Source organism: Cellulomonas sp. CW35, assembly GCF_052378485.1.
GTDB lineage: Bacteria > Actinomycetota > Actinomycetes > Actinomycetales > Cellulomonadaceae > Cellulomonas > Cellulomonas uda.
The window spans coordinates 3,559,273-3,574,894 of record NZ_CP199000.1; the positions used below are offsets into that span (position 1 = coordinate 3,559,273).

The window sequence follows — 15,622 nt, forward strand, 5'->3', positions numbered from 1 at the left end:
CGGGTGACGATGGCGCGATGACGTCACCGCAGAACGGGCCCGACGACGCCCACACCGTCCCCGCGGGTGTCTCCGACGAGCTGGTCGAGGCGGTCGGAGGCGTCACCGCGGCCTTCGAGGTCATCGAGCACGCGCGCGGGATGCTCTACGCGTTCCACCGGCTCGTCGGCCGCGCGGACAAGGAGCTCGCCGAGGCCCTCGACCAGCTCGAGGCCGCGGGCCGTCCCGACCTGGCCGAGGCGCTGCGGACCGAGGTCGTCGGACGCAACGTAATCGACGGACGCTGGACGTTCCAGCTGGTCGAGGAGTTCGACTCCGGGTACTACCAGGCGTTCGCCGACGCCGAGCGGGCCGTCCGCGACGCCACGATGGGAGGGCGCCGGCACGTCTTCGAGGCCCAGCTCAAGGAGCGGGAACGGACCCCGGGGCTGCCCGGCCACGAGGCTCAGCCGGCGGCGACGGGTCACCAGGGGAGGTAGTAGGTCAGCAGGTCGGCGGTGAGCGGGGGGAACAGGGCGCCGAAGAACTCGGCGTCCGGCGCGTAGACGTCGGGGTGGAGCTGCTCCAGCCCCTGGATACCGAGCTGTCCGAACAGCAGCGCGGGAAGGCGGTCGGGGGCCACACCCGCGCCCTGCGCGACACCGGGCGCCTGCATCGGCCCGCCGACCTCGACGGGTCCGAGCCCGGCGTCCGCAGTCCACGGCAGCCGGTAGTGCCGGCCGAACGTCGAGACCACGACGTCCCGGCCGAGCCCCGCGGCGCGCAGGCGCGCCGTGAGGACCGGCCGCAGCGCGTCAAGCACCAGCTCCGGGCGTTCCAGGCGCACGTAGTACTGCGTCGCGTCGGTCCCGGCGGGCTCGAGAAGCTCCTCCCAGGTGCGCCCCGGCACCGTGAGCGGCCGGTGCACGACCGTCAGCGGCTCGCCGAGCCCGCGCAGGGCGTCGAGCAGGTCATGTGCCGCGGCAGCGTCCTGCGCGGCCGCCTCCGCGACCAGCAGCCCCTCGTCGAGAGGTCCCGTCCGGGCCGACGCGACGACGACACCGTCGCGCTCGAGGACGCGCGTCGTGCTGCCGTCGTGCGCGAGCAGCCAGCGCCAGCGCTCCCGCGGGTGCGGCATCGCCACGTCGTACGGGGCCTGGGCCGCGTCCTGCAGCGCGGCGAGGGCCGGGAGGTCGGCCGTCGTCGCGTCACGGAGCCTCGAGCGGCCAGGCACGTCGCGGGAGGGCGGTGGCGACTCCCGCAGCGCCCGCGCGCGCGGGATGTCGATCGCGTACTCGTAGCCGAACAGCCGGTAGAAGTACGGGATCCCGATCATGACCTGAAGCAGGTGCCCGCGCTCACGCGAACGGTCGTGCGCCCAGCCCATCAGCGCACGGACCAGGCCCCGGCCCTCGTACTGCGTGTCGGTCGCCACCAGCTCGACCTGACCCGCGGGCAGCACGACGTCACCGACCCGCACCGCCTCGTCGAGCAGGGTCGCGGTCGAGACGACGCGATCTCCGTCCACGACGACCGCGCACGCGTCCCACCCGAGCTCGCTCTCCACGACGAGCCGGTGGTCCAGCGCGTCCGGCTCCTCGCCGCGTCCGACGAGCAGCGCACCGATCTGCTCGAGGTCGGACGGTCGGGCCGTGCGGAGCTCGAGGCCACCGGGCAGAGTCGTCATGGTCACCAGCGTCGCCCGCTCCACCGTGCCGGGTCCAGCCGGTTCGCGGACGTGGCCTCCACCCTCGAGGACGACCGGCGCTCGGTGGCGGACTCCTCGGCGCACGTCGACGCCGCGATCCGTGCACCTGGCCCCACTTCGGGCTCTTCGACCAGAATGTGGAACTCCGCCACCCGATCGAGTGACGCCTGGTTGAGTACACGTCGCCCCGACGGCCGTCGCCAACGGTGTCAGGTGCGCACCCCCGACCCTGCCCTCGTCACGGAGGTAACGACGGTGAGACGCCCTTCGACGCGGTTCGGCACGTGCCCGCGGGCCGCGGGGACGTGGTGATGACGCAGACGCCGGGCCACGTCCTGCTCGTCGGGACGGGCGCCTACTACGACAACGTCCGCCGTGCGCTGCAACGGCTCGGCGTCGCCTCGAGCGTCATCTGCGTCCCGTCGTCGCTCGCCCGCCTGCGGCCGCAGCGCGACCACCAGTTCGTCGTCTGCACGCCGGACAAGGAGGCGTGGATCGACGCGGCCGCCGAGATCGACCGCTCGCTGCCGGTCACGGGCCTCGTGTGCCTCGTCGACAGCCTCATGGTGCACACCGCCCGGATCGCCGAGCGGCTAGGCCTTCCCTGGCACCCGCTCGAGGTCGCCGCGACGGTGCATGACAAGTACCGGATGCGGGCCCGCCTCCAGGACGCGGGCGTCCGGTCCGTCCCCGCCACGCAGGTCGAGTCGGAGGACGACGTCCGCGCGTTCGCCGAGCGAGTCGGCTGGCCGATCGTCGTCAAGCCCGTCCGCGCGACCGGGAGCCTCGGCGTCGCTCGTCTCGACGGACCGGACGACGTGGCCGGAGTCCTCGACCGGGGCGCGCAGCACCTGCACGTGGCGGCCGCGGAGCCCGTCTTCATGGCCGAACGGTTCATGACGGGTCCGCAGTTCAGCGTCGAGACGATGTCGGAGGACGGCGCGCACCACGTCGTGGCCCTGACGAAGAAGTACAGCGACCCCGGCACGCTCGTCGAGGTCGGGCACTCCCTGCCCGTGGTGCTCCCCGACGTCGAGCGCGTCTCCCTCGAGGCGTACCTCACCGAGCTCCTCGACGCGCTCGGGGTCCGGTTCGGGCCGACGTGCACCGAGCTCGTCTGGACCGACGACGGCCCCACCGTCATCGAGTCACAGCTGCGGGTCTCGGGGGACGAGATCCAGTCGCTCGTCGAGCGCGCGCTCGGTGTCGACCTCATCGACGTCGTCGTCCGCCAGGCCGCAGGGCAGCGCGTCCTGCCCGCGCTGCGCGACGCCCCCGCCGCCAGGACCGCCGCCGCGATCTGGTACGCCCGCTTCCCGGCGGGCGGCGACGTGCTCGACGTGCTCGGCACGGACGAGGCACGCGCCGTCGACGGCGTCGTGGACGTCCGGTGGACCGTCGAGCCCGGGTCCACGCTGCGCGCCTTCGAGCACTACGGCGACCGGAGCGCGCACGCGGTCGCGGTCGCCCCCGACCACGAGGACGCCGCCCGCAGCGCTCGCACCGCGGTCGACCGGCTCGGAGTGGCGATCTCCGTCCGTCCGCAGACCGCGACGTATGTCTGACCTCGTCACGGCGGCGGACGGTCGCTCCGTGCGGCTCGGCCTCAACCTCACGGTCCAGTACGGCGCGGCGCAGGACCCGGCGCGCGCCGTGCGGGACTGCGCCGCGCTCGTCGCGGCGGCCCGGGACGCTGGATGGGCCTCGGTGTTCGTCTCCCAGCACTACCTCGGCGGGGACACGGCACACCTGCACCCCGTGCCGTTGCTCGCGTCCCTCATCGGGACGACCGGCGCGATGGAGCTGGGCGTGGGCGTGTCGCTGCTCGCGCTGGGCAACCCCGTCGACCTGGCCGAGGCGTACGGCACGATCGACGTGCTGTCCGGTGGCCGGCTCGTGCTCGGGGTCGGCCTCGGCTATCGGGACGTCGAACTGGAGGCGTTCGGGGTCACGCGCGCGGCGAGGTCCGCACGGCTGACCACCAACCTGGACTGCCTCACGCGGCTCTGGACCGGCGAGTCCGTGAGCCTCACGACGGACTGGTGCACGCTGCGCGACGAGCGGCTCGCCCTGCTGCCGCTCCAGCGACCGCGCCCGCCGGTCTGGGTGGCCGGCAACGCCGACGCCGCCGTGGCCCGCGCCGCTCGGCTCGGGGACGCCTGGTTGATCAACCCGCACTCCCGCATCTCGACGATCCAGCAGCAGCAGGTGCTGTACCGGCGCGAGCGACAGCGCGCCGGGCTGCCACCTGCAGCGCGCACCCCGCTGATGCGGGAGGTCGTCTGCGCACCGACCACGTCCGTCGCGGTGTCCCGCGCGTCGCGGCACCTGGCGCGCAAGTACGCGACCTACACGGCCTGGGGCCAGGACGCCGTGCAGCCGCCGGGCGACGGCTTCTCGTCCCCGTTCGACGAGCTCGCCCACGACCGGTTCGTCGTCGGCGACCCGGACCACTGCCGGGCCGTCCTGCAGGACTGGGTCGACCGCACGGCGGCGACCGACCTGATCCTGCGCGTCCACTGGGCCGGACAGCCCGTCGATGAGGCCCTCGAGTCTCTCGAGCTGATCAGCACCACCGTGGCCCCCTTCCTCACACCCACCAGGGAGAGCGATGAGCACGTCGGCCCTTGACGCCACCGTCCTGCTCCTTCGTCCCGCCAAGGAGCGCGAGGCTTCCCTCGTCACGCTGCTGCGCTCAGGCGCGACGGTCGTCGCCGCGGACCATCCCGGCAACGACTACGTCGGGTTCGCGGACCGGTTCGTCCCACTGCCCGTGCTGCCCACGGCAGTGCGCGGCGGGAGCACGGCCGAGATCGAGTCGCTCCTCGACGACGTGCACCGCGTCCACCCGTTCACGGCGATCATCACGCACTACGACTACCTGCTCCCGCTCGTCGGGCGGCTCAACGAGCGGTGGGGACTGCGCGGCCACACCGAGGCGTCGGGCGTCGCGTGCTCGGACAAGCACGCCCAGCGGGTCGCGCTCGACGCCGCGGGCGTGCCGCAGCCGCGCTGGGTGGTGTGCATCTCGCCCCAGGAGGCGCACGCCGCGGCGCTCGCCGTGGGCCTGCCGGCCGTCGTGAAGCCCGCCGACCGGGCGGCGAGCTGCGCCGTGACCGTGGCGCGCGACGAGGCGGGGCTCGCGGCGGCCGTCGACGCCGCCGTGGCGGAGTCGTGGCGCGGCGCGGCGATCGTCGAGGCGTACCTCGACGGTCCGGAGTTCAGCGTCGAGGCGATGGTGGTGCGGGGCGACGTCCGCACGGTCGCGGTGACCGACAAGGGCATCGGCGGACGCACCGGCGTGCTCGAGACCGAGGCGCAGATGCCGGCCGACCTCGACGCCGCGGCACGCGACGCGATCACCGCGACCGCGGCCGCTGCCGTGCTCGCCACGGGCCTCATCGACGGACCGTCGCACACGGAGGTGCGGCTCACGAGCAGCGGTCCGCAGATCGTCGAGGTCAACGGGCGCGTCGGCGGGCTGTTCCTCGCGGACCTGGTGCGCGCGTCCACCGGCATCGACCTGTACGCGGCGTGGCTGCGCGTGCTGCACGGCGACGCCCCCGACCTGCGGCCCACGCGCGACGCCGTCGCGTGCTTCCGCACGTACACCGACGAGGTCGGAACGGTGCGGTCCGTCGACGTCGGACGGGTCCCGCCCGAGCTCCAGGACAGGCTCGTCGCCTTCCGGGCGTTCGTCGCTCCGGGTGACGACCTGCGCCCGATGTCGAACGGTAACGAGAACCGCGCCCTCGTCGCCGCGTGGGGACCGACCGCCGCGGAGGCACACCGGACCTTGGACGACCTGCAGGACGCCCTGCGGATCCGGCTCGAGCACGACGAGGTCGCGGCGGGAGCCTCGTGATGAGGCGCGTCCTGGTCCTCAACCGTTACCGGCTCGCCTCGGCGGCCTTCCACCGCTGGATCGGTGACGCAGCCGAGCTGTACCTCGTGAACGACAGCGCCAGGACGTACCGCCGTGCGCCCGACCGGGACGCGATCGAAGCGGGGTACGCGCAGATCGTCGAGGTGGACGACTACCTCGACGACGCGACCGTGCTCCCCGCGGCGCGCGACCTCATCGCGCGGCACGGGATCGACACCGTCATCGCGTTCTCGGAGTACGACGTGCTGCGGGCCGCCCGGCTGCGCACCGAGTTCGGCCTCGCCGGGCAGGACGTGGCCTCCGCGGAGCTCTTCCGCGACAAGCTCGCGATGAAGCGTCGGGCGCAGACGGCCGGCATCCCCGTCGTACCGTTCGCCCCGCTGGGCTCGTCGGACGACGAGGTCGCACGGCTCGGGTACCCGCTGATCGTCAAGCCGAGGCACGGCGCCGACTCGCAGGGCGTCGTCGTCGTGCGGGACGCGTCCGAGCTCGCGCGCGTCACCACCGCGCTCGACGACCCCACGGCGTACCTCGCGGAGCAGTACGTCGAGCACGAGCTCCTGCACACCGACGGCGTGGTCGTCGACGGGGAGCTGCGGTTCTTCGAGGCATGGCAGTGGTCGCAGACGCTCCTGGCGTCGCACCAGGACGCGAGCGCACCGACCGTCGCGCTCACGCTGGACGCCCGCGACCCGCGCCGTGCGGACCTTCGCGACCTCACCCGGCAGGCGCTGCTCGCACTCGGCGCACCGCCGGTCACGGCGTTCCACGTCGAGTTCTTCGCGACCGACCACGGTCTGCTGCTCAACGAGGCCGCGTCGCGGATCGGCGGCGCGCGGATCCAGCCGGCGCTGCGGCGCATCCACGGCGTCGACCTGGCCGAGCTCACGGCCCGGTGCACCGTCGAGCCGCGGGCCGCCGTGGCGCTGCCGCCTCCGCTCGCACCCGCAGGCGGCTTCCTGCTCGTGTACGGCACCCCGGACGGGCGGACGGCCGCGCCCGCGACGTGCCCGCTACCGGGGGTCGCCGACTACGAGACGACGGTCCCGCTGGCCGGCGGCGACACCATGAACGTCGCGCACCCCGAGCTCGTGGTGTCCGCCACGGCCGTCGGACGGTCCCGCGACGAGGTGCGGAGCCGACTGGACGACTTCAACGACTGGTTCGTCCGTTCGACCACGGCCTGACACGCCGCGCACGTCCGAGCACGTAGGTAACCACACACAGGGGGCACAGCCGTGTACGACTCCGAGCAGTTCCGGTTCGGCATCGAGCTCGAGTTCCAGCTCGCCAGGTCCGCCGACGCGCGGCCGCTGCACCACCACGACCTGGACTTCGAGACGCTCAAGGCGGTCATCGCCGAGACCGGGGCAGCCGTCAACGACTACATGGCTGTGAAGTACCCGGGTTCGTCCCAGCGCAGCACCTACCTCGAGGGGTACGACCTCGTCGACGACGACGGCACGTTCACCGGGCTCGACGTCAAGGGCATCGAGATCTCCACCCCGATCGCCACGGACGTCACCGCACAGCAGTCGTGGCTCGTGGACCAGTACGAGGACGTGCAGAAGCACCTGAGCAACATCGGCCTGTTCGGCGCGGTGTACGGCGCGCACGCCACCGAGCAGGAGTACCGGGGCACCCGTGGCGGCCGCACGCTCGAGGGGTGGGCCGCCGCCGAGACCGCGATGACCACGTGGGGCATCCACGTCAACGTCAGCTTCCCCGACGAGGTCGAGGCCCGGCTCGACCGGGACGCGGTCCTCGCGAGCTTCGAGCGGTTCGGGCCCGCGCTCGTCCTGCTCAGCGCCAACACACCCGTGCGCGGCGACGGTCCGTGGGTGCACGACGGGGTTCGCGGCGTCTCGGAGCGCTCGTACCGCCGCAGCTTCACCCGCCGGCCGCTGTACTTCCGCGACGACCAGCACCACCGCAAGGAGGTGACGTGCTTCGACGTCACGCCGCGCCTCGACCTCATCCGCGCCTACTCGTCGGTCAGCGCGGGTCTCATGCTGAACCCCGCGCCGCTCGAGCCCCAGCTCGAGTCCGTGACCGACCACAACATGCGCGCGGCCGCCCTGCACGGGTACGGCGCGACGTTCGTCGACCGGCACTTCGACGCGGTGCCCGCGGGCGCGCTCGTCGACGAGCTGCTCGACCGCGCGGAGGCCGGGCTCGCCGGGCTCGCGATCGATGCGTCCGACATCGCGCTCCTGCGCGCGATGGCTCGCGACCGCCGGGTCCCCGCCGACTCGACGCTCGTGACGTGGCAGAGCACCGGCTCCTGGCCGGAGTTCCTGGACGCCCACCGGTCGTTGCGCGAGGGCGAGTAGCGATGTGCCGCATCTTCGGACTGGTCGGGACCGCACGTCGCCGGGACGAGCTCGTGTCGATCGGGTCGCAGCTGTGCGCCGCGCTCACGCACGGCGGGCCCGACGGCGACGCGGTGCTCGCCCGCGACGGCGTCCTCCTCGGGTCGACGCGGCTCGCCATCAGCGACCCTGACGGCGGCTGGCAGCCGTTCTCCGCCCATGGCTGGACCGTCGTCTTCAACGGTGAGATCTACAACGTCGACGCGCTGCGGGCACGCCTCGCCGACCAGGGCCGGAGCCTGCGCACCGGGTGCGACGGCGAGCTTCTCCCGCATCTGCTCGCGCAGCACGGCCCCGCCGCCACCGGGATGCTCGACGGGATGTTCGCGTTCGCCGCCCTGCACGAGCCCAGCGGGCGGCTCGTCCTGGCGCGCGACCCGATGGGCATCAAGCCGCTGTTCCTCTTCGCCGACGGGCCACAGCTCGGCTTCGCGTCGGAGATCGGACCGCTGCTGCGGCTGCGCGACCAGCCGGTGCGGATCGACCTGGACTCGCTCGAGCGGTACTTCCGCATGAAGGCCGTGTTCGGCGCGCAGCGCGACGACGGGGCGCTGGGTGACCCGACGATCGCGGCGGGCGTGCTGAGCCTGCCGCCCGGCGGCACGCTCGTGTGGGAGGCCGACCGAGGTGCACGACTGGTCTGCGAGGTCGGCCCGACCGACACGTGGGACCACGCCGTCGACGCCACGGACCTGCCGACGCTGTTCGACGACGTGGTCGCGTCGATGGTCCCGCTGGACGTCGACTTCGGGGTCATGGTCTCGGGCGGGCTCGACTCCGGGATCGTCGCGAGGCTGGCGGCCGCGCACCGGCGCCGGCCGTCGCCCTTGCAGGCCTTCACGGTGGCGCCAGCCGAGCACAGCGCGTTCGACGAGCTGCCGCACGCTCGTGAGGTCGCGCGGTACGTCGATGCGCACACCCACGTGGTGCGCGTCGGGTCGCCCGACATCGTCAAGCGGCTCCCGGATGTGGTCGCCGCCCTGGGGCAACCCAACTCCGACCCCATCTCCCTCAGCACCTACCTGCTGTTCGAGTCGGTGCGCGAGCAGGGGCTGCCCGTGATCCTCACCGGCGACGGGAGCGACGAGTTCTTCGGCGGCTACGACCGGCTGCGCGCCCTGGGCGCGACGGGCGATCTGGCTGCGTACGTCGACGCGCTGGCCGGGGTGCCGGGCGGTTGGCTGGACGGCATGTGGCGCGACGACGTGCGCGACGAGGTGCGTCACGCCCGACGACCGGACGCCCTCACGCCCGACGCCGAGGGGGCGCCCTCACGCTCGCGCGCGGGCCGCCTGCGACGCGCGCTCGAGTTCGAGCAGCGCCACCGCATGCCCGCGTACCACCTGATGCGGGTCGACCACCTCAGCGCGGCGCACGGCGTCGAGGCGCGGGTGCCGTTCTGCCGCCCCGCGGTCGCGGCGCTCTGCGCGTCCCTCGAGCCCGCGCAGATGTTCGCGGGTGACCGCAGCAAGGTGGCCCTCACCGTCACGGCTCTGCGCGAGCGATGGGTGCCGGCGTCGATCGCCGCACGGCCCAAGCAGCCGTTCACGTTCCGCCTGTCGGAGCAGCTCAGCGACGACGCGACATTGTCGTGGGTCCGCGAGGTGCTCACCGACCCGTCGTCCGGGCCGTGGTTCGCACCCGAGCGGGTCGAGGCGACGGTCGCGGACTTCGAGACGAAGCGGACGGAGCCGCTCGCGCACGCCGTGTGGGCGCTGCTCGTGCTGGTGCTGTGGCAGACGGGGGTGGCGGCATGACCAGGACCCTCGACGGTGAGGTGTGCGAGGTCGGTCTGCAGGTGTCCCGCTGGACGATCGAGGGCGCGGCGGCACCGACCACGGTCGTGCTCGCGCAGTCGCGTGTCCCGGACCCGGTGGCCGTGCTGGAGGCCGTCGCCGCGTCCAGCCCGGCGTCCGTGCGCAAGCTCGCGCTCGTCGAGCCCGCCGACGACGGCGACGCCTTCGACGCCCACTACACGTTCGTCGAGCTCGTCCGCGCCGACGGGCACGCGTGGCTGGACCTCACCGCCGAGTGCGGCCACTCGATGCTGGCCGCGTCGGCCCAGCTGCTGCGTGCGCAGCGCCGCCCGGGGCCGGTGACCGTGCGCCTGTCGACGGGCCGCTCGGGACGTCGACGTGTCGTCACGTGCACCCTGCGGGAGCTCGGAGTCGACGGCTACACCGCGTCGGTCCGCTTCCCCGTCGACCCCGCCGCGGCGCATCCGCTCGGGCGGCACCCCGTCCGCGCCGGCGACCTGTCGGCTGTCGTGGTCGACTGCGGCAACCCGTACGCGTTCGTCGACGCCGCCCAGCTCGGCATCTCCACACCCGAGGCGCTGTTCGCCGCCGGCAACGAGGTCCGGCTCCCGCTCCTCGAGGTGCGCCGGTGGCTCGCACCGGCGCTCGGCGTGTCCCGGTCGTTCGTGCTGCCCAAGCCCGCCGTGGCGCTGCGCATCTCCCCCACCGAGCTGTTCGTCCGCGCCGTCTCCGTCGACGACTGGCACCCCGCGCTCGCGCTCACAGGACTCGTCGCGTCCGCTGCGTTCATGGACCGCTGGGGCGCAGGCGACCCTGCGGTGCGCATCGCCAGCCCGCGCGGCACCACCACCGTCCGCTGCGAGACCGTCGGCGACGACCACGTCGTCGTCGTCAGCGACCGCACCGTCCGAGGAGCCTGACGTGCCGGGTATCAGCGCGCTGCTGCCGCAGGACCACAACCGCCGCTGGCTGGCGCTCGGCAACCTCGTCAACATGATGGGCACGGGGGCGAGCCTCGCCACGCTCGTGGTGTTCCTGGCGGACGTCAAAGGGCTGTCGCTGGCGCTCGCCGCCTCCGTCCTGGCCGCCGCCGGGCTCATGGGGATCCTCGGTGCCGCACCCGTGGGCGTGCTCATCGACAGGTCAGGGCCGAAGAGCGTCGCGGTCGTCACCGAGCTCGTCTGCGCGCTCGCCGTGCTCGTCCTGCTGGCCGCGCCGGGGACCGTCTGGATCATCGTCGCCCTGACGGTCCGGCAACTGTCCGTCACCGCGAACACCGTCGCCCGTGCCACGGTCATGGGCCGCATGGGAGACGCGGAGGACCGCGTCGCCCTGCGTGCCTACCAGCGGGCGGTGACGAACGTCGGGTTCGGCGCGGGCACCGTGCTGTCCGCGGCGGCCGTGGCGATCGGCTCGACCGAGGCTCTCGTGGCCGTGATGTGCCTGGACGCCGCGACCTTCGGGTTCGGCGCACTGGCGACGGCGCGGCTGCGCGGCACCTTCCGCCCGGGACCGCGCCGCGCGGACGACAGCCCGGGCAACCGCTCCGCCGTCCTGCGTGACTGGCGGTTCGTGCTGCTGGCGCTGCTCAACGCCGCGTGCTCCCTCAACGGAGTCGCGGCCAGCCTCGGCATCTCCTTCTGGGTGGTGTTCGCGTCCGACTTGCCGAACTGGGCGGTGTCCGCGTCCTACGCGATCAACACCGTGCTCGTCGTCCTGCTGCAGGTGCGGTTCAGCAGGGCGTCGTCCACCGTGCACGGGTCGGCGACGAGCCTGCGCTCGGCGGGGCTGCTCGCGGGCGCCTTCTGCCTCCTGCTGGCCTTCTCCGGAGCGTTGACGGGCTGGGTGGTGTGGCTGCCATTCGTCGTAGCCACGGTCGTGATCACGGTCTCCGAGATGTGGCAGTCGGCCGCGGGGTGGACCCTCTCGTACGAGTTCGCGGACGACCGGCTGCTCGGCAAGTACCAGGCCGCCTGGCACCTCACCAACGACGCCGTCGTGAAGGCCCTCGGCCCGCTGGTCGTCGGGCTCGCCGTCGCACGTGGAGCAACGGGGTTCGTGGTCCTCGCCGCCGCCTTCTGCCTGCTCGCCCTCGTGACGCCTGCGGTGGTGTCGACACTGGAACGCTCGCGGCGGGTCGCTCTCGTCCAGTCGTAGGCGTCCTCTCCGGCCACGCGCCTCCACGCAGGCGTCACCAACGTCATGGCCCAGAAGACCTGGACCGACGCCTCGTCGGCCTTGGCCAGGGCTCGCGGGACGCTGCGCGCGCAGCCGCCCCGGAACCGATCGATCTCGGTGAGCGTCGGGCTGTGTCGGCGAATGTGCGGCTCGTCGACACACGTGCATGTCCGGGCACCTGCTCCGTGCGGTCGCTGCGACGACGTCCTGCGCGCGGCTCGGCGGCGCCGGTGCCGTTCGGGCAGCCCACTACCTGCTCTGGGCCGCAGCGGGCGCGTGCGCGTCGAACCACTCGATGAACTGCTTGACCGTGCCGATCTGAGCGATGCGCTTGTGCAGGGCGCGCTGGTCGTGCCCGGGCACCCAGTCGCCGCGGGTGACCTCCTCGCCACAGCCGCAGGCGCACTGCTTGCGGTCGAACCTCGGGTCGTCGACGTAGGTGACGGGGTTGCGCACCCCGTGCACCGGCGCCGGCCCGCCGACGTAGATGTCGTACACCCGGTGGCCGGGTTGGAGCACCTCACCGACGATCGCGCGGCGGTTGCTTGACGTCTCCTCTATGCGGTCGATGGCGACGGCCATCTGCACGATGCCCTTGTGGCTGAACAGGACGTACCGCTCGCTGTCGGCACGCTCGCCAAGGACCCAGCAGCCCCGGTTCGCGGTGTACATCTCGCCCTCAGACATTCCGGGTGCATAGCCGACGTGGTCACGTCCGAGCTCGTCGGCATCCGGGTCGACGTCGCGTCGGTCGCCGAGAGTGATGTGCAGCATGGTGATCCTCCGATAGTTGAGATGCTTGTTCTATACCCGTCCGGTCTGGGTGACGCATCTATCTTGCTGCATCCGGCGATACCCGTCAAGGCTTGCCGCCCAAGGTATTGTCTGGACCGCCCTCCGAACCGGGCCGACTGCGCGCGCCACCTCCAAGTAGTGGTCGACCCGGACCCGGTCCCACGCGTGGATGACCTGCCCGTCACCGACGCCGAGGCCGAGGCCGACGTGACCCCAGTCCTGCTGTCGGCCGAACGGGTCGCCGGTGCTCTCGTAGAAGGCGAACGCCTCCGCCGGCACAGCGCCGGGTCCGGTGCACGCGTCCGCCGACCAGCCGACCGTCGTGGGCGCACGACCGGTGCGCGCAGAGGATGTCCCTGGGCCGTGCGACCGCGGCGGGCGCGAGCGGTCGACGGTCGTCGGGACGTCGGTCGCTACGGGCGCAGGCGGGTGGTCGGGACGATCTGCGACGTCTGTGACGCGCTCGACCAGCGGAGCTCCGCGACCGCGTGCCGCGTACCGTCGAAGTACTCCACGACGATCGGCACCGCCTGTCCCGCGGTGAGCGTGACGGTCCCGGTGTCGACCCGCCGGGCGTGCTTCGTCCACGCGTCGATCACCAGCCGGCCGTCGACCCACAGCCGCACACCGTCGTCGGACGTCGTCGCGAACGTGTACGTCTGCGAGTACCGCGGCACGACCGACCCGCTCCAGCGCACGGAGAAGGTGTCCGCCCCGATGCCGCTCACCGGCGCCGCGAGTCCCCAGTCGAACGCGATGCCCGGGTCGATGCGCGAGACCGTGGTGCCCGTGAGGTCGCTGTTGTCGTAGTAGACCGCGCGCAGCCCGCGCAGCCCGAGCGTCGCCGTCAGCGTCGTCGCCGCGGTCGGGGTGCGCCAGGTCCGGCTCGCCGCCGTCGAGCCGTCCGACCACCGGTCGAGCTCGTACGTGCGACCCTGCGCGTCACGCTGCGACGGCACCGCGAGCTGCAGGTCGAAGCCCGCCCACGAGGTCACGGTCGTCGGACCCGTGACCGTCTGGCCGTTGACCGTGAGGGTGCGACCGGTGGGCGAGGTCGCGAGCGTCACGTCGACCTTCCGCGGCAGGAAGTCGCGCGTCACGGTCGTCGTCGCGCCCTGCGAGTCCGTCGCGGTCAATGTGATGCGCAGATGGCTGTTCGCGGCGGCGGCCAGGTCCTCCGGTCCCGGCGCCTCGAACGCCACCGACGTCCCCGTCACCGGCCCGAGGAACGGATGCGTGTGCTGGTCGTGCACGCGCACGACCGTCCACGACAGGCGCGAGCCGGACAGCGTGCCGTCCTGCGCGTCGGTCGCCGACCCGGCCAGCGTGTACGCCTGCCCGACGACGAACGTCGCCCCCGCGGCCGGGGACGTGATCTGCGCGCTCGGCGCGGTGTTGCCCGAGCTGATCCGGGTCGTCACCGCGGCCGACGTCGCCCCCTGCGGGTCCCGCACCCGCAGCGTCGCGGTCCACGTGCCCGCCGCGTACGTGTGCTGGACCGTCGGGCTCGTCGTCGTCGCGTCGGCCGTCCCGTCGCCGAACTCCCACAGGTACGTCAGGGTGCCGCCGTCCGGGTCGCTGCTGCCGCGCCCGTCGAGAGTCGTGGTCAGGGGCGCCGCGCCGCTCGTCGGGGACGCCGTCAGCGCCGCCGTCGGCGCGCGGTTGGCCGTGCCCGTGTAGGCGAGCCGACGGACCTCGCCGCCGTTCGCGTACGTCGTGTAGTACAGCGCCTGGCTGCCGGACCACGGCCCGAACTCCAGGTGCACCGCCGCACCGAGACCCGTCGAGACGTCCGTGCGCGTCCCGCCCCTGAGCATCATGAGCTTGCCGCAGTTGTAGTCCGAGAACAGGTACCCGTCCTCGTACGCCGCCGGCCAGATACCGTCGGGGACGAACGCGCTGCCCGTGATCGACCCGCAGCCCGTGCTGCGGCCGTAGTCGTGGATCGGGTTCGTCATCCCGGCCGGCAGCGCGCCACCACAGCTCGTCGCCGAACCCGTCTGCGCGCAGTGCCCCTCACGCACCGGCCAGCCGTAGTCCGCACCCGCCGTGCCCTGGTCGATCTCCTCCCACACGTTCTGCCCCACGTCGTTGATGCGGGACACCGTGCCGCTCGCGTTGGGGTCGAACGCGAACCGGAACGGGTTGCGCAGACCCCACGCGAACGTCTCGCGGCAGACCGTCCCCGAAGCCGCCGGAGCGAGGCGACAGCTCGCCGTCCCCGAGCCGAGGAACGGGTTGCCCGGAGCGGGTGCGCCCGTGGTCCGGTCGACACGCAGGATCTTGCCGTTCAGCACGTTGCGGTCACGCGACGCGTCGTTGTTGCCGCCGCAGCCGCTGTCGCCCTTGTAGTCGCAGCCCCCGTCACCCGTCGAGACGTATAGGTACCCGTCCTTGCCGACGTGCACGTCGCCCGCGTTGTGGTTACCCGCCGGCGACGCGATCCCGTCGAGCAGCACGGTCTCGCTCGCGGGGTCGACCACGTTGTCGTCGCCGAGCACGAACCGCGACACCCGGTTCACCGGCGCACCCGCAGGCGTCCCACCCTGGCTCGTCGGGCACGAGGTGCCCGTGCGCACCGTGTAGAACAGGTAGATCGCGCGCGTCGCCAGGTCCGGGTCGGTCGCCACGCCCAGCAGACCGCGCTCCGAGTTCGTGCAGATGCGGCTCGACAGGTCCAGCGCAGGCGTCGACAGCAAGGTGCCCGCCGCCGTGCGGACCCGCAGACGCCCCGACTGCTGCGTCACGAGCATCCGACCGTCGGCCGTGAACGCGATCGCGGACGGGTTCGGCACGCTCGCGACGAGCGAGTCGGTGAACCCCGCCGGGACCGCGGCGGTCGCGGGTGGCGACCCGGCCACGGTCAGACCGGCGGCCACCACGGCCCCCGCCGCCACCGCTGCGAGCGTGCGCACGATGCTCATCGAGGGCCCCCGTCCTCGTCGAC

Annotated in this window: 12 protein-coding genes; 9 read left to right on the plus strand and 3 right to left on the minus strand. The window is 73.1% G+C overall.

What is annotated here, in order from left to right; genetic code table 11:
* The first annotated feature begins 17 nt into the window (after positions 1-17).
* Positions 18-479 (plus strand): hypothetical protein, encoded by a 462-nt coding sequence (locus ACT17Q_RS16275; RefSeq protein WP_444663770.1) that lies wholly within the window; start codon positions 18-20, stop codon positions 477-479.
* Here the strand turns inward: ACT17Q_RS16275 and ACT17Q_RS16280 are convergent.
* Positions 464-1,666: a GNAT family N-acetyltransferase gene (locus ACT17Q_RS16280; protein WP_444663772.1), complete on the minus strand. Its 1,203-nt coding sequence runs from the start codon at positions 1,664-1,666 to the stop codon at positions 464-466. The two genes, ACT17Q_RS16275 and ACT17Q_RS16280, sit on opposite strands and share 16 nt — an antisense overlap.
* A 332-nt stretch (positions 1,667-1,998) precedes the next feature.
* Here ACT17Q_RS16280 and ACT17Q_RS16285 point away from each other — a divergent pair, with 332 nt between their 5' ends.
* From ACT17Q_RS16285 to ACT17Q_RS16320, 8 genes are read left to right on the plus strand one after another with little or no spacing between them, the layout of a single operon-like run.
* Positions 1,999-3,252 (plus strand): ATP-grasp domain-containing protein, encoded by a 1,254-nt coding sequence (locus ACT17Q_RS16285; protein ID WP_444663774.1) that lies wholly within the window; start codon positions 1,999-2,001, stop codon positions 3,250-3,252.
* Entirely contained in the window at positions 3,245-4,318 is a 1,074-nt protein-coding gene (locus ACT17Q_RS16290) for an LLM class flavin-dependent oxidoreductase (protein ID WP_444663776.1), read from the plus strand. Before ACT17Q_RS16285 ends, ACT17Q_RS16290 begins: the two co-directional genes overlap by 8 nt.
* Positions 4,299-5,552 carry an ATP-grasp domain-containing protein gene (locus tag ACT17Q_RS16295; protein WP_444663777.1) on the plus strand — a complete coding sequence of 418 codons (1,254 nt, stop codon included), beginning with the start codon at positions 4,299-4,301 and terminating at the stop codon, positions 5,550-5,552. The genes ACT17Q_RS16290 and ACT17Q_RS16295 overlap by 20 nt, the downstream gene beginning before the upstream one ends.
* On the plus strand, positions 5,552-6,760 hold the full coding sequence (locus ACT17Q_RS16300; RefSeq protein ID WP_444663779.1) for an ATP-grasp domain-containing protein: 1,209 nt from the start codon (positions 5,552-5,554) through the stop codon (positions 6,758-6,760). The genes ACT17Q_RS16295 and ACT17Q_RS16300 overlap by 1 nt, the downstream gene beginning before the upstream one ends.
* A 51-nt stretch (positions 6,761-6,811) precedes the next feature.
* A complete protein-coding gene (locus tag ACT17Q_RS16305) occupies positions 6,812-7,906 on the plus strand; it encodes a glutamate-cysteine ligase family protein (protein WP_444663781.1) in 1,095 nt (364 codons plus the stop codon).
* Between the two features lie 2 nt (positions 7,907-7,908).
* The gene (gene asnB, locus ACT17Q_RS16310) at positions 7,909-9,702 is read left to right on the plus strand and encodes an asparagine synthase (glutamine-hydrolyzing) (RefSeq protein WP_444663783.1); all 1,794 of its coding nucleotides are present in this window, start codon (positions 7,909-7,911) and stop codon (positions 9,700-9,702) included.
* Positions 9,699-10,622: a hypothetical protein gene (locus ACT17Q_RS16315; RefSeq protein WP_444663785.1), complete on the plus strand. Its 924-nt coding sequence runs from the start codon at positions 9,699-9,701 to the stop codon at positions 10,620-10,622. Before asnB ends, ACT17Q_RS16315 begins: the two co-directional genes overlap by 4 nt.
* A gap of 1 nt (position 10,623) precedes the next feature.
* Positions 10,624-11,859, plus strand: coding sequence for an MFS transporter (locus ACT17Q_RS16320; RefSeq protein ID WP_444663787.1), 1,236 nt, complete (start codon positions 10,624-10,626; stop codon positions 11,857-11,859).
* 270 nt (positions 11,860-12,129) lie between these two features.
* Here the strand turns inward: ACT17Q_RS16320 and ACT17Q_RS16325 are convergent, their stop codons facing one another.
* Both ACT17Q_RS16325 and ACT17Q_RS16330 read right to left on the minus strand, forming a co-directional pair.
* Complete coding sequence (locus ACT17Q_RS16325) at positions 12,130-12,654, minus strand: hypothetical protein (RefSeq protein WP_444663789.1); 525 nt, start codon at positions 12,652-12,654, stop codon at positions 12,130-12,132.
* Between the two features lie 434 nt (positions 12,655-13,088).
* Complete coding sequence (locus tag ACT17Q_RS16330) at positions 13,089-15,599, minus strand: PQQ-dependent sugar dehydrogenase (protein WP_444663791.1); 2,511 nt, start codon at positions 15,597-15,599, stop codon at positions 13,089-13,091.
* Positions 15,600-15,622: the final 23 nt, after the last annotated feature.